Origin of the sequence: Sedimenticola thiotaurini, assembly GCF_001007875.1 — a bacterium.
Classification (GTDB): domain Bacteria; phylum Pseudomonadota; class Gammaproteobacteria; order Chromatiales; family Chromatiaceae; genus Sedimenticola; species Sedimenticola thiotaurini.
In genome coordinates, this window is record NZ_CP011412.1 from 1752168 (window position 1) to 1767397 (window position 15230).

A 15230-nucleotide genomic window follows, 5' to 3' on the forward strand; every position below is an offset into this window, starting at 1 on the left:
GACCCCCTCGGGGTCTTTTATTTTCCGCCTCTGTAGCGGGTTATTTTTATCCGCAAAAGCACCTCGCCAAAGGCCGTCAGCTCGGGTGAAATCCTTTGTTCCCCGCTGACCGGCGAAGAACCGCTGTTATTCTGGGCAATTATTTCCGTACCACACGCTTCGGCCGCAGATGATCAGTCGGTACAAAGCCGACTCCCCCATCCGCCCGCAGGAACACCCCATTAACCCGTACCTTCCAAAGCGCCGACACTACCCACAATAGGAAACGGCACAGAGGCGTTATCCATTTGTCCCCATCATGGCATACCGTTAGAATAAACGCCTTTTGCACCAATACCTTTGGATCCTGGACATGCGTACATCCCAATTTCCTCTTAACACGGTCAAGGAGACCCCCTCCGATGCCGAGATCAGCAGCCATCAGCTGATGGTCAGGGCCGGCATGATCCGCAAGCTCGCAGCGGGACTCTACACCTGGCTGCCCCTGGGCCTGCGCGTCATGCACAAGGTTGAAAATATCGTGCGGGAAGAGATGGATCGCGCCGGCGCTCTGGAGGTGCTGATGCCCTCCGTTCAGCCCGCCGAACTGTGGCAGGAGTCCGGTCGCTGGGAGCAGTATGGCCCCGAACTGCTGCGCCTCAATGACCGGCACAACCGCTCGTTCTGTTATGGGCCAACCCACGAAGAGATCATCACCGATCTGGCCCGGAATGAGTTGCACAGTTACAAGCAGCTACCGATCAACTTCTACCAGATCCAGACCAAGTTCAGGGACGAGATCAGACCCCGTTTCGGTGTCATGCGCGCCCGGGAATTCCTGATGAAGGACGCCTACTCATTCCATATCGACCAGGAGTCGCTGCAGCAGACCTATGATCTAATGCACCAGGCCTACAGCCGCATTTTCACCCGTTGCGGCCTGGATTTCAGGGCGGTGCAGGCGGACAGCGGCAGTATCGGCGGCAATGCGTCACAAGAGTTCCATGTACTGGCCGATTCCGGTGAGGATGCCATCGCCTTCTCTACCGAGAGCGATTACGCGGCCAATATAGAGACCGCCGAGGCGGTCGCCCTGGGCAACACACGCCCGGCACCGGGCGAGGAGTTGCGCCTGGTGGACACACCGAACACCAAAACCATCCAGGATCTGGTGGAGCGCTTCGACCAACCGATCGAAAAGACCGTCAAGACCCTGATCGTGGCGGCCGCGGAGGATCAACCGGCAAAGTTCATCGCCCTGCTGGTGCGTGGTGATCACGAGCTGAACGAGATCAAGGCGGAGAAACTGCCTGAAGTGGCCGCCCCCCTGACCTTCGCCACGGAAGAGGAGATCCGGGAGACCATCGGTGCCGGCCCCGGCTCCCTGGGCCCGCTCAACTTGCCGATCCCCTGCATCATCGATCGTACCGTGGCCCTCACTGCCGATTTCAGCGCTGGCGCCAACCAGGATGACAAACACTACTTCGGCATCAACTGGGAACGGGATCTGCCCACCCCCACGGTAGCCGATATCCGTAATGTCCAGGAGGGCGACCCCAGCCCTGACGGCAAGGGCGTGCTGACCATCGCCCGGGGCATCGAGGTGGGGCATATCTTCCAGCTGGGCAAGAAGTACAGTGAGGCGATGAATGCCACTGTGCTGGACGAGAATGGCCGCAGCCTGGTGATGCAGATGGGTTGCTACGGCATCGGCGTTTCCCGGGTAGTGGCGGCGGCTATCGAACAGAATCACGACGACAGGGGCATTATCTGGCCGAACGCCATCGCCCCTTTCCAGGTGGCCCTCTGCCCCATGAAGATGGACAAATCACACCGGGTGCGGGAGGCCACCGAGCAGCTCTATCGTGATCTGACCGACGCCGGGATCGAAGTACTGCTGGATGATCGCGGTGCCCGGCCGGGCGCCATGTTTGCCGATATGGAACTGATTGGCATACCGCACCGGATCGTGATCGGTGAACGGGGGCTGGACGAGGGCAAACTGGAGTACCGTGCCAGAACCGAGACCGATAACCGCATGATCGATATGGAACAGATACTACCCTTTATTCAGGAGCAACTGGCTCCGCGCAGCTGAGCCAGGCCTGTTCCCTGAATAGATCAACACAAGAGAACCTGGATTCATGGCAAAAGTAGAGAGTTTTACAAGAGAGCAGCTGCTGGACTGTGGCTACGGCAGAATGTTCGGTGAGGGAAACGCACAACTGCCGGTCCCCAACATGCTGATGATGGATCGCATCAGCCGGATTTCCGATGAGGGTGGCCTCTTCGGCAAGGGCGAGATACTGGCGGAGCTGGACATCAATCCGGACCTCTGGTTTTTTCAGTGCCACTTCCCCGGCGACCCGGTGATGCCCGGCTGTCTGGGACTGGACGCCATGTGGCAGGCGGTCGGCTTCTATCTTGCCTGGCTGGGTAATCCCGGCCACGGTCGGGCACTGGGTGTGGGCGAGGTGAAGTTCACCGGACAGGTGCTGCCGTCGGCAAAACTGGTCACCTACCAGATCGATCTGAAACGGGTCATTACCCGCCGCCTGGTGATGGGCGTGGCGGATGCCGTCATGAAGGTGGACGGCAGAGAGATCTATACTGCCAAGGATCTGCGGGTCGGCCTGTTTGTCTCCACTGACAACTTCTGACCCAATCTGACACTGCAACTTCGCGGAAGGGCACCCTGCATCAGTCAGTTTACGCTGTACGCAGGCTCTGCCGCCGCGCAGCCAGATTCCCTGCGTCACCCAGGGCTTCCCGCCACACCTGCCACTCCCCTGAAAATCCCATGCTTTGCCCTGGGATGAATATAAGTGTGACATAGTGCACAAAAAAGCAGGTTTCAGGAAAAAATTACCTCCAGCGGCCGCTTAATGCCGTATCCATCACACCCCTGCCGGATACAAACTGATCCCGCATGCCTTAATATTTAACCAAACCGGTCGCAATCAGATTTTACTATGCACCAAAAATTCGCCAACTTGAGCAGCCAGCCAGCGGGATCGGCTGACCGCCAGCAAGCCATTCGGGTCCTGCAGATCACGGACTGCCATCTGCATACCGATCTGGAGTGGAAACTAGCGGGCATCAATACCCAGATCAGCTTCGACTCGGTGATGTCTCTCGCTGCACAGCAGAAATCAGAAACGGATCTGTTACTGCTCACCGGCGACCTGGTCCATGACGCCTCTGCGGCCGGTTACACAAGACTGCGAAACTATGTACAGGAGTTCGGCGTACAAGCCTGCTGCCTGCCCGGCAATCATGATGACCCGGAACTGCTCGCCCGCCACATGGAGGGTGGTTTGGTGAATGTACCCAAGGAGGTAAAGCTGGGTAACTGGCTCATCGTCATGCTGGATTCCACCCAGTTGGATTCAGAAGGCGGACACCTGAATGAACAGGAGTTGCAGCTTCTGGAACGCTCATTAAGCGAAAATCCTGGCCGACACGCGCTGATTGCCCTGCACCACCATCCAATCCACATCAAGAGCGCCTGGATGGACAAGATGGCACTGGATAATCCGGAGGCATTCCTCTCCATCCTTGATCGCCATGAAAATGTGAAAGGCGTGATTTGGGGCCATATCCATCAGACATTTGAGGCGGAGTGGCATGGCATCCGGATGATGGGGACCCCCTCCACCTGCATTCAGTTCGTGGAAAACCAGGACAAGTTCGGCATCAGCATGGACGCCCCGGGATTCCGCTGGCTTGAACTGCTGCCGGACGGACAGATCAATAGCGGCGTCGATCGAATTGCCGCCCTGCCCCCCGGGCTGGATCTGAAGACCACCGGTTACTGAACCGGTGCACAACGCCACAGCCAGGGCAGACGGCGACAACCATCCCTTTTTATGGTTATGATAAAGCCAGCGACAAGAGCCGGAGTGCTTGTTCATCCGGTGATTTCAACGGAGAAAAAGCATGCAAAGGTTCTTTATCGGCGCCTTCTGCCTGACGCTTGTCATGACCAGTGCATTAGCGGATGGCAATCGCTACACACCCAACGCCCACAACACCCCTGGCTGGCGTCCACTCAATCCGTCAGCAGCCGACCAGCCGCCGGTAGCAGGATCGCCCCACGACGCCCCGGTACGCTACCGGCCAAAGAACTACAATCAACCGGAACCGCCCCCTGACAACAGGGCCGTGCCAGACAACCAATCCTATGGTGCAGCTCCCGGCTATGGCAACGTTGCCGAACCGCCTCCCTACGGTTACTACTACGACGCTCCGGACAACTACAGCCAGCCCCCCTACCCGTATCCCCAGGCAACCTATCCCGGCGAATGGGGATACCCCTCCTACCCGGGTTACAACCCGATGCCGGCCTACGGCTACCCATACCCGACTGAGCCGGCCCCCGGTTACAGTCCCTATGCAGCACCGCCGGATTACGGCTACTGGCCGGACTATGGAGGGGGGTATTATGGTCCGTCCGCCAGTGAACCGGGATTCGGGACCGGCGGCGACTATCCGGGCTACGGAAACAGCGGGTATGACAACAGCCACGGCGCCCCTTCCCAGGCACCGGCCCAGGGCTATCCCGGCGCCCCATCCGGCTACGCCGCTCCGGAGGGAGAACCAGCGGCTGGTTATCCGGCCTATGGTTATGAACAATCTCCAGGCTATCCGGCAGCAGGACAACCGACGCCAAATAACCCGTCGCCCCCAGCCTGGAGCCCCCAAGCATCAGCCCCGGAAGCAGCCCGAAATCCCGCTACTAACCACGCGCCGGCAGCGGCTGCCGGGAGGCCGACGGATAGTTATCGGATAAACGGCTCCACCGCCGTCTTCAGGCCATGGACAGATCCCGATGAGGAGAGTGCGCCACAGCAACCCGGCCAATGATCGAGACAGTGGCCCGCCGGTTCAGCGAATAGTGAACTCGGCCAGCTCCTGGGCTGGCACCGGTTCACTGGAGACGCCTTCCACCCGGGCCTGGGCGGGCCCACGGGTGAGCCAGATCCGCAGCTGTTCAACCGCATCAGCCTCGCCACAGGCCAATACTTCAACCCGACCATCGGGCAGGTTCTTGGCATAGCCGGTAAGCTTCAGGCGCTCGGCTTCAAATCGGGTAGAGGCGCGAAAAAACACACCCTGCACCTTTCCCGAAACCCGGTATCGCATACAGATCGTCACTGAACACTCCTTTGATTTTTAGTTATCCGGTCGGGCTGTCGAGCCTGCTCGCCCTGTTCGATCAACTGTTCAATTTTATCCGCCGTGATGATGCCCACATGCCGGGTAATCAGCTGACCCTCCGGAGATATGAGCATGGAAGTGGGCAGCGCAAGGACTCTGCCCAGCGTAGTGTGGCCATCAACCGGTGCCAGCAGCACAGGATAGCTGACTGGTTGCCGCCGCAGAAAAGCCTTCAGCTGTTCCGGGGTTGAATCCTCCATGTTGATACCGATCACCACGGCATCATGCTCATGATGGGCCAGGTGGAAACGCTCCAACTCCGGCATCTCCTCGATACAGGGCTGACACCAACTGGCCCAGAAGTTTACCAGCACCCACTGCCCCCGGAACTCATCCAGGGAACGGTCCCTGCCATTCAGGTCAGGCAGAATCACATCAACCGCCTGAACAGTGCCCACACAGAGCAGCAGCAACAGCGCCATAACCGGGCGCAGCCACGCGCTCCGGATTAACCAATCACTGATTCGTCTCGGTCTTCTCATTGCACTCCAGATCCAGTAGAAAAAGCTCACCCAGCGGTTTGTCCAGCGCCCCCGACAGAGCCTGCCCCGCCTGCGCCAGCGCTTTGGCAAGCGCCCGTTCAGCAGGCTGATCAGATGTCACCAACGGCCCGGGGTCGGGCAACCGCTCCGGCTGCACCAGGTAGAGATCCAGCAGGGTGACCGTGGCCAGATCCCGGGCCAGTATCCAGCCACCGCTATCCGTATGACAGAGAAAGTTGGCCTCCAGCAACAGATTCAACTGATCCGCCAACAGATCCTCATCAACGCCGGGCAGCTGATCAACCAGCGCCTCCAGGGAACGGCTGTCACCGCGCCGCTGGGCCATCGCCAGCAGACGCACCAGGTGAAAACGGATCAGCAGGGGATCCGGCCCGCTCCTGAGTCGTGACCAACTCTGCCGTCCCATAATCCCGATACAGCAACAGAACTCCGCACCCAGCAGGGTAATGATCCAGGAGAGGTAGAGCCAGACCAGAAACAGCGGGATAACCGCCAGGGCACCATAAATCATCTCGTAGGCGGGGAAAAGGGTGACATAGTAAGCAAATAACCGCTTGGCAATCTCAAACAGCAGGGCCGCCAGCACACCACCGGCCACTGCGTGCACCAGGGGCACCCGTTGGTTGGGGACCACCAGGTAGAGCAGACTAAAGGCAGCTGCCGAAGCCAGGGCCGGCATCACCCGCAGCAGACCGGCGCTCAGTCCGAAGCGTGCCGCCGCATCGGACAGCAACGGCATGGAGACCAGGTAGGAGGTGAGCGCCACACTCAATCCGATCAGCAGCGGCCCCAGGGTCAGAATGGCCCAGTAAACCATGAAGCGGTTGAGGGGATGGCGTCGCTGCTGGATACGCCAGATCCGGTTAAAGGCGTGCTCGATGTTGGCCATCATCAGCAGCGCCGTGGCAAACAGAAAAAACAGCCCGGTACCGGTCATGCGGGCGGCCTTCTGACTGAACTGATTCAGGTACTGCTGCAGAATCTCGCCGGAGGCGGGCAAAAAATTGTTGAACACAAAGTCCTGCAACTGGAGCTGTACCCGATCCCCCACCGGAAAGGCGGTGAACAGGGTCAGTGATACCGCCATCAGGGGCACCAGGGCCAACAGGGTGGTAAAGGTGAGCGCCGCCGCCGTGGGCAGGCCGTGGTCGGCCACAAAACGGGATACGATCAGGGTGCCAAAGCGGCGCAGCCATTGCGCAATAGCCGGGATTCCCCGCGCCCCTGTCTCTTCACCCTGATCCATCATCGTGCCCCGCAGTCCAACCTGCCGCCCTGTTGCAGAAAGTCAGATGGAATAATACACCATATCCCCCTACCCCCATGCCGGGCATGGGGATAAAAAGCACACCCGGCGCAGCTGTTTCAGCAGCCAGGGTTTCGTTACAATAGAGGGCCGTTAGTCCGACAGGAGCATGCGATCGTCATGACGCTCAAGATCTATCACAATCCGCGCTGCAGTAAATCCCGCCAGACCCTCCAGATCCTGCAGGACAAAGGGGCATCCCCCCAGGTCATCGAATATCTGAAACAGCCCCCCAGCCGGGCGGAGCTGATCGACATCCTCAAGGCGCTGGGGTTGAAACCCCGTGAACTCATGCGCAAGGGTGAAGCGGAGTATAAGGAAGCCGGGCTGGACGATCCGGCACTGACCGATGATCAGCTGATTCAGGCGATGCTGGATCACCCTAAACTGATCGAGCGACCTATCGTGGTGAAAGACGGCCAGGTGGTCATCGGTCGTCCACCGGAACGGGTACTGGATATTCTCTGATGGCTAACATACTGATCCTTTACTACAGCCGTTACGGTGCCACCGCTGAGATGGCCCGGCAGATTGCCCGGGGCGTGGAAGAGGTGGCCGGCATGCAGGCCATACTCCGTACCGTACCGCCGGTCTCCCCGGTGTGCGAGGCGACCGAGCCGGCCGTGCCCGATAGCGGCGCACCCTACGTCTCCACAACCGATCTGGAGAGTTGTGACGGCCTGATCCTGGGCAGCCCGACCCGCTTCGGCAATATGGCGGCACCACTCAAGCACTTTATCGACAGCACCAGCCCGCTCTGGCTGACCGGCGCGCTGATCGGCAAACCGGCGGCGGTGTTCACCTCCAGCTCCAGCCTGCACGGCGGCCAGGAGACCACCCTGCTCTCCATGATGCTGCCCCTGCTGCATCACGGCATGCTGATCGCCGGACTCCCCTACAGCCAGACCGAACTGCTGCACACCACGACCGGGGGTACACCCTACGGCCCGAGCCACCTGGCCGGAGTGGACAGCAAACTGCCACTGTCAGACGACGAGAAACAGCTCTGCCAGGCGATGGGTAAACGGGTCGCCTCTATTGCCCGGAAACTGGCCAGCAGCGACTGACCGATGGCCAGACAACTCGCCCTCGGCCTGACCCTGCCGGAGAGTACCAGTTTTGAGAGCTACCTGCCGGCCACAAACCAGCAGGCGGTAGCCGATGTGGCGGCCTGCGCCCGGGGATTGGGCGAACTGTTCATCTATCTCTGGGGCGCCGAGCAGACCGGCAAAAGCCACCTGTTGCAGGCCGCCACCCAACTGGCGGACCAGTCAGGCCGCAGCGCCCTCTACATCCCCCTGGACCAGGCCGCGCAGCTGTCGCCGGTCATTTTCGAGGATCTGGAGCAGATGGACCTGGTCTGTCTGGACGGGGTTGACCGGATCGCCGGACAGGGGGACTGGGAACAGGGAGTGTTCGGGCTGTTCAATCGGCTCCGGGAACGGGGCAGATCCCTGCTGGTGGCGGCACGCTGCAGCCCGGCACATCTGCCGCTCGGGTTGCCCGACCTGGCGTCGCGCCTGAGCTGGGGCCTCTGCTACCAGCTACAACCGCTGAATGACCAGGACAAAATCCAGGCCCTGAGTGAAGCGGCCAGCCGGCGCGGGCTGGCCTTAAGTGACGAGACCGCCCGCTACATCCTGCGCCACACCCAGCGGGACATGGGATCACTCCGGCAACTGCTGAAACAGCTTGACCAGGCCTCACTGGAAGCCAAACGGGGCCTGACGATTCCGTTCATCAAAACCTACCTGGAGCGGCAGCGTAAGGAGCTGACCGGAGAGCGGTGAGTGCGCTCAGGGCTCCTTTTGGTGCGCCATGGCCAGCCGACTCCACACCCAGACGTAGTTGACTCCACTGGCGATAGTGGTCGCCATCACCAGCCAGATCAGACTCTCCAGCAGGAGTTCCGGTAGCCCCACCAGGCCCCGATCGAGAACCACCGCCAGGACCAAGATGATCTGCGAAAAGGTATTGAATTTACTGATAATACTGGGTTTGGCAGTCAGCTCCATGACCCGAAAATGGTAGACCAGCGCCCCAGTCACTATCACCAGGTCACGCAGAACCACCAGCAGCACCAGCCAGACCGGAATAACATCAATCACCGCCAGGGTCAGGTAGCTGGAGATCAGCAGCACCTTGTCCGCCAGCGGGTCCAAAAGCCCCCCCAACTGACTCTGCCAGCCGTAGTGCTTGGCCAGGTAACCGTCCAGCCCGTCAGAGATACCCGCAATGGCGAACAGCACCAGCGCCACGCCAAACTGCTGCTCCAGCAGCATCCAGACCACCGGTATCGACATGAAGATACGCAACACACTGATCAGATTGGGAATATCTTCGCGTTTCAACATTATTACTCTGTCAAGATTGAGAAAACCGCGTGAGGGGTAAGCGATTCGGGGCTGTCCCGGTGACGCCTGCCGGAAATTATCGCATACGGTAGAAGAGATCGACGCCTTCAGACAGCGGTGCCGCCGTGTCGCCCAGATCGGTGACCGGTTCGATCAGACCATCCAGGGCAAGCCCCTGCTGTAACACCTGGACACCACCCCGAACCCGCAGATCGTAGGTGATAGCATCCGGATCGACCGATACCATATCGGCCCGTTCCACCGAACTCTGGGACTGCAGGAAGCGAGCCAGTGCGGCGTACTGCTCCAGTCCGGTCACGCCCCCCACCCGCAGGCGGATGCGGGACAGATTGGCCTCGCCGCCTACCGGCGCATAGCGGTCCGCCAGCAGGTCGGCCACATGCTGAACACCCTCGGCGGTCAGCGCGGCCGGATCGGCGCCTTCGTCACTCCAGCTGGAGATGCGGTTGCCGTGATAGAGTCGCCAGGCCGCCCGCCAGAGCTGGCCGGAGAGCCGGGTCAACCGCCCGGTGACAATCAGATCCGGGCTGTAGCGTTCCGATGCGCGCCGGATATTCTGCTCAAAGTCGCCCCAGAGATCGGCCACCTGGACGCTGGACTGGTCTTCCAGATCCATTAACGGAATCATCAGCGGTATACCGCGCCGCTCCGCCACCGCAGTCATGGCATTCAGCAGACGCCCATCCTCCTCGGGACGCATGACCCGGCGCTGACCGTTGGCTTCGATACCCAGCCAGACCAGCCCGGAGGGACGGTTTTCTCCCCACACCGGCAGACGCCGTTCCCGCAACAGGCGCTGTACCGCCGCGGCATCAAACTGCACACTCAACAGCCGACCGGCGCCACCATCGGAGGAGCCACCGGAACCAAAACGGTAGCGAAACTGCTGCACGTAGTTCTGGGCCTGGCCGATATCACCCTGCAACTCGGGGCGCTGGGCCACGCCACGGTTACCGGTCACCTTGATCAACATCTGGGCAAAGGCGCGCTTGATGCCGGCAGTACGCTGTCCTGCCGACTGCCCCTCCACCGGTACCTCGGCGCTGTATAACCCGCTCACCTGGCTGGCTGACGCCAGGGTGACACACCCCATAAACAGGGTCAGCAGAAGCAACGCCTGGGTGAGCTTGATCATAAGGTGGGATGAAATCGATGAACGACTGGGCATGTGCTGGGAATCCGACAATAGAAAACTGATCCGCCAGATTCTAGCCTGCCGCCGGTTGCAAATCCATTCGCGCTCCCTAGATTGCCCCCCCGGGACAATTCCAAGGTCGGAAAGAGCGCTCGTCACCATTTCCGGTGATATAATCCGTCTCCTTTGCCTGATCCAGCCCTGCGGATTTGGTAGAATCAACAACTTCAGCACGTTCTGTTAACGCGCACCTAGCCTGGAGTGATCAGTGGATCAGAATAAAACCGATTCCGCCTCCCTGAGTTACCGGGATGCCGGTGTCGATATCGACGCCGGAAACAGCCTGGTCGAGCGGATTAAACCTATTGTCAAAAATACCTTCCGACCCGGCGTCATGACCGGTCTGGGGGGATTCGGGGCGCTCTTTGAACTGCCGCTGGACCGCTACCGGGAACCGGTGCTGGTATCCGGGACCGACGGGGTGGGCACCAAGCTGCGCCTGGCCCTGGCCCTGCAGAAACATGACACCATCGGCATCGACCTGGTGGCGATGTGCGTCAATGACATTATTGTCACCGGCGCCGAACCGCTGTTCTTCCTCGACTACTATGCCACTGGCCAGCTCGACGTGGCGGTGGCCAGCAGCGTGATCGAGGGCATCGCCGAGGGTTGTCGGCAATCCGGTGCCGCCCTGACCGGCGGTGAGACCGCGGAGATGCCGGGCATTTACGAAACCGGTGACTACGACCTGGCCGGCTTCTGCGTTGGTATTGTGGAGAAATCCCGTATCATTCAGCCGGAGCGGGTCCAGCCGGGTGATGTGCTGCTGGGACTCGCCTCCTCCGGTCCCCACTCCAACGGCTATTCCCTGATCCGCAAGATCCTGGAGGTCTCCAAAGCCGACCTGCAACAGCCCCTGGGGGACACCACCCTGGGCAGCGCCCTGCTGACCCCGACCCGGATCTATGTGAAATCCCTGCTGGCGCTGCACCAGTCGATCGACATCCACGCCATGGCCCATATCACCGGCGGCGGCCTGCCGGAGAATCTGCCCCGGGTACTGCCCGAAGGCACCCGGGCGGTGATCGACAGCAACTCCTGGCAACGCCCGGCGGTGTTCCAGTGGTTGCAGGACGCCGGCAACGTGGTCGAATCGGAGATGCTGCGCACCTTCAACTGCGGCGTCGGCATGGTGGTCTGCGTCGCTGAACAGGATGCCGAGCAGGCCATGGCACTGCTGCAGGCCCAGGGGGAATCGGTCTGGAAACTGGGCCATATCGAATCCCACGATGGCGCCCCCAGCGTGGAACTGACGGCGTGACAGAGCAGCAGAAACTACCCATCGTGGTGCTGGTGTCCGGTAGCGGCAGCAACCTGCAGGCGATTATCGACGCTGCCGCCCAGGATCTGCCGGTGGAGATCCGCGCGGTCATCAGTAACCGGGCTGACGCCTACGGACTGGAACGGGCCAAGCGGGCTGCGATCCCCGCCCGGCTGCTCGATCACACCGACTACCCGGACCGGGAGAGTTATGACCGGGCATTGATGGCGCTGATCGACGACTACAGCCCGGCACTGGTGGTACTGGCCGGTTTCATGCGCATCCTGACCCCCGGTTTCGTCAACCACTATAAGGAACGCCTGCTGAACATCCATCCCTCCCTGCTACCCAAATACCGCGGCCTGCACACCCATCAACGGGCACTGGAGGCAGGCGATCCGGTCCACGGCGCCAGTGTGCACCTGGTGACCGAGGAGTTGGATGGGGGGCCGGTTATCCTGCAGGTGCGGGTGCCGGTAGAGCCGGACGATGACGAATCGACGCTGGCCGCCCGGGTACTGACCCAGGAACATCTTATCTACCCCCTGGCCATTCGCTGGATCGCGGAGGGACGCCTGCGGGTCAATGACGGCACCCTGGAACTGGACGGGCAGGCCCTGCAAGGGCCGGTTATAATGGAGTTTAACCAAGTAACCAATGGATGACCGGTCTCCCCATGAGATCCCTCTTCACACTGTTGCTGGCCACCTGCCTGGCCCTACTGCCCGGAATCGCCACCCCGACCGCCGGACAGATACTCAAACCTTACCGTGCCGAGTATCAGCTCAGCCTGGGCAGCCTGGTGGTGGGTCGAGCCAAAATCACCCTGGATCTCTCTGCTGACGGCCAGTACAGCTATCGCGCCTACACCTGGCCGGTCGGCCTGGCGGCCCTGTTTCGCAAGGATGAGATCACCGAGCAGAGCGAAGGTCGGATTGTCAATGATGCCGTCGTCCCCTCCCGCTACCTGTACAGCCACAAACGGCCCAAACGGACCCGTGAGGTAAACCTGGACTTCAACTGGCCCGCGGGACGGGTGGCCAACCAGATCGCCGGCACCCCCTGGTCAATGCAGATCCCGGAGGGGACCCAGGACAAATTCAGCCAGCAACTGGCCCTGATACTGGCGGTGGGCCGTGGCGACAAGGCGGCGGAATACCGGGTGGCCGACGGCGGACTATTGAAAAGTTATCGCTATACGGAAGTGGACCGGGAACAGGTCAACACCAAATCGGGCCAATACAGCGCCATCAAACTGGTGCGCAACAAGGGTGATCGTCCCTCCCGCACCACCTTCTGGTTCGCCCCGGAGCTGAACTACCTGCCGGTGAAGATCACCAAGCATGAGAAGGAAGGCAACTACATCATGGAACTGATCTCGGTCACCTGGCAGGATGGCAACGGCTGAGTCAGTCGCGCCGTAACAGGCGGCTCATCACCGATCTGAAAAAACCACCCGGCGCCACCGTGATACGGGCATCATCCACATTGATCTGCTCCAGATCGTAACTGCTGTACTCCACCCCGGCCTCCTGGTACATCTCCTGGGAGAGTTTCAGATCATCCGCCCAGCGGGACAGAAAATCCTCGCTCGGAGCGATACAGACAATGCGCCCCACCTCTTCCTGGATCAGCTTGGAAGCACAGCGCGGACAGGGGGGATGGGTGACGTAGACAGTACAACCGGTCAGATCCCGCTTGGCGAAGATCATGGCATTCTCTTCGGCATGGATGGTGAGATTGAGCTTGCAGTTGCGGTCAGTGAGCCGTTCCGTGCGATCCTCCACCCCGGCCGCGAAGCCGTTGTAACCGACCGAAACAATCCGGTTACCATCGGTGATAACCGCCCCCACCTGGGAAGAGGGGTCCTTGCTCCAGGCGGAGACATGAGCCGCCAGGCCCAGGAAACGGGTATCCCATTTAACACTCATTCAGGTGGCCTCATTGAAGATCGGTTGATGTGCACGGGACAAAGTGCATCACCGGGTGACGGCGAAACCGTCACCCGGCATCTCACGGTCAGTTGTTCTGAATCACGATATTGGGGAACTTGGCTGCGTAGCTCTTGGCCTGCAGGGCAAGTTTGGCGGTGGTCCGGCGGGCGATCTCGCGATAGATCTGGGAAATGCGCGCATCCGGATCGGCGGCCACGGTGGGTTTGCCGCCATCGGTCTCTTCCCGGATACGGATATCCAGTGGCAAGGCACCCAGGAAGTTAACCCCGTACTGCTCCGCCATGCGGCGACCGCCGCCTTCACCGAAGATGTGTTCCTCGTGACCGCATTTGGAACAGATGTGGATGCTCATGTTCTCCACAATGCCCAGCACCGGCACCTCGACTTTCTCAAACATCTTGAAGCCTTTGCGGGCATCCAGCAGGGCGATGTCCTGCGGCGTGGTCACGACTACGGCACCCGATACAGGTACTTTCTGCGCCAGGGTCAGCTGGGTATCACCGGTACCCGGCGGCAGATCGATAATCAGGTAGTCCAGGTCGGACCAGTTGGTGTCGTTCAGGAGCTGTTCCAGCGCCTGGGTGACCATGGGTCCGCGCCAGATCATGGGGGTCTCTTCATCGATCAGGAAGCCGATGGACATGGCCTGGATGCCGTAGTTTTCCATCGGTTCCAGGCTCTTGCCGTCTTTCGATTCCGGCTGTCCGGAGACGCCCAGCATACGGGGCTGGGAGGGACCGTAGATATCCGCATCCAGCAGTCCCACGGTGGCGCCCTCTTCAACCAGGGCCAGGGCCAGGTTGACGGCGGTGGTGGATTTACCCACCCCACCCTTGCCGGATGCCACGGCAATGATGTTCTTTACGTTATCAATCGGCTTGAGGGATTTCTGTACCGAATGGGCGGTAATTTTCCAGCTGACATCCACGTCCACCGAAGAGACTCCCGCCACACCGGCGATCTGCGCTTTCAGCGCGTCGGCCAGTTCGTCTTTGAAACCTTTTGCCGGGAAACCCAACTCAACAGCCACCTTTACCGCGCCGCCGTCGATCTCTATGCCCTTGATAAATTTGGCACTTACCAGATCTTTATCCAGATGGGGCTCGGTGTAGCCCTTGATCGCCTCTTCGATCATCTCTTTTGTTACTTCAGCCATTGCATGCTCCTACGAGATGGCCCCAACGGGAGGCCGCAGATTTGCGTAATGAATAGCCGGACATTCTACATTAAAAAACACTTATGCCCAACCAAATCGCTTGGTCTTTACTCCTGGGTAGATTGACAAATGTCGTTTATACCTACTTTAAACCCCTGGGATACTAATCTTTTAACAGAAATCTGGTCAGACCATCGACGTTGATCGCTTTTCGCAATCCCTCTAATTATGTGATAATTGCCTGTTTTATCGGGCCGGTGCCTGTGGCTTTAGATCAGCA

General features: G+C 60.1%; 17 protein-coding genes. 10 read left to right on the plus strand and 7 right to left on the minus strand.

The window, feature by feature from the left end:
* Positions 1-352 precede the first annotated feature (352 nt).
* From AAY24_RS08005 to AAY24_RS19155, 4 genes are all read left to right on the plus strand, one after another.
* On the plus strand, positions 353-2077 hold the full coding sequence (locus tag AAY24_RS08005) for a proline--tRNA ligase (RefSeq protein WP_046859238.1): 1725 nt from the start codon (positions 353-355) through the stop codon (positions 2075-2077).
* 46 nt (positions 2078-2123) lie between these two features.
* Entirely contained in the window at positions 2124-2639 is a 516-nt protein-coding gene (gene fabA / locus AAY24_RS08010) for a 3-hydroxyacyl-[acyl-carrier-protein] dehydratase FabA (RefSeq protein ID WP_046859239.1), read from the plus strand.
* Between the two features lie 312 nt (positions 2640-2951).
* The gene (gene cpdA / locus AAY24_RS08015) at positions 2952-3797 is read left to right on the plus strand and encodes a 3',5'-cyclic-AMP phosphodiesterase (protein ID WP_052761137.1); all 846 of its coding nucleotides are present in this window, start codon (positions 2952-2954) and stop codon (positions 3795-3797) included.
* Positions 3798-3918: 121 nt separating this feature from the next.
* Entirely contained in the window at positions 3919-4845 is a 927-nt protein-coding gene (locus tag AAY24_RS19155) for a hypothetical protein (RefSeq protein ID WP_199930530.1), read from the plus strand.
* Between the two features lie 21 nt (positions 4846-4866).
* Here the strand turns inward: AAY24_RS19155 and AAY24_RS08025 are convergent, their stop codons facing one another.
* From AAY24_RS08025 to AAY24_RS08035, 3 genes are read right to left on the minus strand one after another with little or no spacing between them, the layout of a single operon-like run.
* Positions 4867-5124 (minus strand): acylphosphatase, encoded by a 258-nt coding sequence (locus AAY24_RS08025; RefSeq protein ID WP_046861129.1) that lies wholly within the window; start codon positions 5122-5124, stop codon positions 4867-4869.
* An 8-nt stretch (positions 5125-5132) separates the two neighbouring features.
* Entirely contained in the window at positions 5133-5621 is a 489-nt protein-coding gene (locus AAY24_RS08030; RefSeq protein WP_046859241.1) for a TlpA disulfide reductase family protein, read from the minus strand.
* Positions 5622-5655: 34 nt separating this feature from the next.
* Positions 5656-6951, minus strand: coding sequence for a virulence factor BrkB family protein (locus AAY24_RS08035; protein WP_052761138.1), 1296 nt, complete (start codon positions 6949-6951; stop codon positions 5656-5658).
* 177 nt (positions 6952-7128) lie between these two features.
* Between AAY24_RS08035 and arsC the strand changes: the two genes are divergently transcribed.
* Genes arsC through hda form a run of 3 tightly spaced genes read left to right on the plus strand, consistent with a single transcriptional unit; the run spans position 7129 to position 8798 of the window.
* Positions 7129-7476 (plus strand): arsenate reductase (glutaredoxin), encoded by a 348-nt coding sequence (gene arsC, locus AAY24_RS08040; protein WP_046859242.1) that lies wholly within the window; start codon positions 7129-7131, stop codon positions 7474-7476.
* Complete coding sequence (wrbA, locus tag AAY24_RS08045) at positions 7476-8075, plus strand: NAD(P)H:quinone oxidoreductase (RefSeq protein WP_046859243.1); 600 nt, start codon at positions 7476-7478, stop codon at positions 8073-8075. The genes arsC and wrbA overlap by 1 nt, the downstream gene beginning before the upstream one ends.
* A 3-nt stretch (positions 8076-8078) precedes the next feature.
* Positions 8079-8798 carry a DnaA regulatory inactivator Hda gene (gene hda / locus AAY24_RS08050; RefSeq protein WP_046859244.1) on the plus strand — a complete coding sequence of 240 codons (720 nt, stop codon included), beginning with the start codon at positions 8079-8081 and terminating at the stop codon, positions 8796-8798.
* 6 nt (positions 8799-8804) lie between these two features.
* Here hda and AAY24_RS08055 read toward each other — a convergent pair whose 3' ends face one another.
* The gene (locus AAY24_RS08055) at positions 8805-9362 is read right to left on the minus strand and encodes a CDP-alcohol phosphatidyltransferase family protein (protein ID WP_335337226.1); all 558 of its coding nucleotides are present in this window, start codon (positions 9360-9362) and stop codon (positions 8805-8807) included.
* 76 nt (positions 9363-9438) lie between these two features.
* Positions 9439-10551, minus strand: a complete 1113-nt coding sequence (locus AAY24_RS08060) for a DUF2066 domain-containing protein (protein ID WP_199930531.1) — start codon at positions 10549-10551, stop codon at positions 9439-9441.
* Between the two features lie 235 nt (positions 10552-10786).
* On the opposite strand from AAY24_RS08060, the gene purM reads away from it, so the two are divergent.
* Genes purM through AAY24_RS08075 form a run of 3 tightly spaced genes read left to right on the plus strand, consistent with a single transcriptional unit; the run spans position 10787 to position 13247 of the window.
* Positions 10787-11839, plus strand: a complete 1053-nt coding sequence (gene purM, locus AAY24_RS08065) for a phosphoribosylformylglycinamidine cyclo-ligase (RefSeq protein WP_046859245.1) — start codon at positions 10787-10789, stop codon at positions 11837-11839.
* Entirely contained in the window at positions 11836-12504 is a 669-nt protein-coding gene (purN, locus tag AAY24_RS08070; protein WP_046859246.1) for a phosphoribosylglycinamide formyltransferase, read from the plus strand. The genes purM and purN overlap by 4 nt, the downstream gene beginning before the upstream one ends.
* A gap of 11 nt (positions 12505-12515) precedes the next feature.
* Positions 12516-13247, plus strand: coding sequence for a DUF3108 domain-containing protein (locus AAY24_RS08075; protein WP_199930532.1), 732 nt, complete (start codon positions 12516-12518; stop codon positions 13245-13247).
* A 1-nt stretch (position 13248) separates the two neighbouring features.
* Here AAY24_RS08075 and AAY24_RS08080 read toward each other — a convergent pair whose 3' ends face one another.
* Positions 13249-13770 carry a deoxycytidylate deaminase gene (locus AAY24_RS08080; RefSeq protein WP_063370455.1) on the minus strand — a complete coding sequence of 174 codons (522 nt, stop codon included), beginning with the start codon at positions 13768-13770 and terminating at the stop codon, positions 13249-13251.
* An 88-nt stretch (positions 13771-13858) separates the two neighbouring features.
* The gene (gene apbC, locus AAY24_RS08085) at positions 13859-14950 is read right to left on the minus strand and encodes an iron-sulfur cluster carrier protein ApbC (protein ID WP_046859248.1); all 1092 of its coding nucleotides are present in this window, start codon (positions 14948-14950) and stop codon (positions 13859-13861) included.
* Positions 14951-15230 lie beyond the last annotated feature (280 nt).

What these genes read in the sequence shown, in the direction of transcription:
- AAY24_RS08080 (WP_063370455.1), bottom strand. Translation starts at nt 13,770, where the DNA reads ATGAGTGTTAAATGGGATACCCGTTTCCTGGGCCTGGCGGCTCATGTC.
- AAY24_RS08005 (WP_046859238.1), top strand. Translation starts at nt 353, where the DNA reads ATGCGTACATCCCAATTTCCTCTTAACACGGTCAAGGAGACCCCCTCC.
- AAY24_RS08025 (WP_046861129.1), bottom strand. Translation starts at nt 5,124, where the DNA reads ATGCGATACCGGGTTTCGGGAAAGGTGCAGGGTGTGTTTTTTCGCGCC.
- AAY24_RS19155 (WP_199930530.1), top strand. Translation starts at nt 3,919, where the DNA reads ATGCAAAGGTTCTTTATCGGCGCCTTCTGCCTGACGCTTGTCATGACC.
- wrbA (WP_046859243.1), top strand. Translation starts at nt 7,476, where the DNA reads ATGGCTAACATACTGATCCTTTACTACAGCCGTTACGGTGCCACCGCT.
- AAY24_RS08075 (WP_199930532.1), top strand. Translation starts at nt 12,516, where the DNA reads ATGAGATCCCTCTTCACACTGTTGCTGGCCACCTGCCTGGCCCTACTG.
- AAY24_RS08055 (WP_335337226.1), bottom strand. Translation starts at nt 9,362, where the DNA reads ATGTTGAAACGCGAAGATATTCCCAATCTGATCAGTGTGTTGCGTATC.
- apbC (WP_046859248.1), bottom strand. Translation starts at nt 14,950, where the DNA reads ATGGCTGAAGTAACAAAAGAGATGATCGAAGAGGCGATCAAGGGCTAC.
- cpdA (WP_052761137.1), top strand. Translation starts at nt 2,952, where the DNA reads ATGCACCAAAAATTCGCCAACTTGAGCAGCCAGCCAGCGGGATCGGCT.
- AAY24_RS08060 (WP_199930531.1), bottom strand. Translation starts at nt 10,551, where the DNA reads ATGCCCAGTCGTTCATCGATTTCATCCCACCTTATGATCAAGCTCACC.
- AAY24_RS08035 (WP_052761138.1), bottom strand. Translation starts at nt 6,951, where the DNA reads ATGATGGATCAGGGTGAAGAGACAGGGGCGCGGGGAATCCCGGCTATT.
- arsC (WP_046859242.1), top strand. Translation starts at nt 7,129, where the DNA reads ATGACGCTCAAGATCTATCACAATCCGCGCTGCAGTAAATCCCGCCAG.
- hda (WP_046859244.1), top strand. Translation starts at nt 8,079, where the DNA reads ATGGCCAGACAACTCGCCCTCGGCCTGACCCTGCCGGAGAGTACCAGT.
- fabA (WP_046859239.1), top strand. Translation starts at nt 2,124, where the DNA reads ATGGCAAAAGTAGAGAGTTTTACAAGAGAGCAGCTGCTGGACTGTGGC.
- AAY24_RS08030 (WP_046859241.1), bottom strand. Translation starts at nt 5,621, where the DNA reads ATGGCGCTGTTGCTGCTGCTCTGTGTGGGCACTGTTCAGGCGGTTGAT.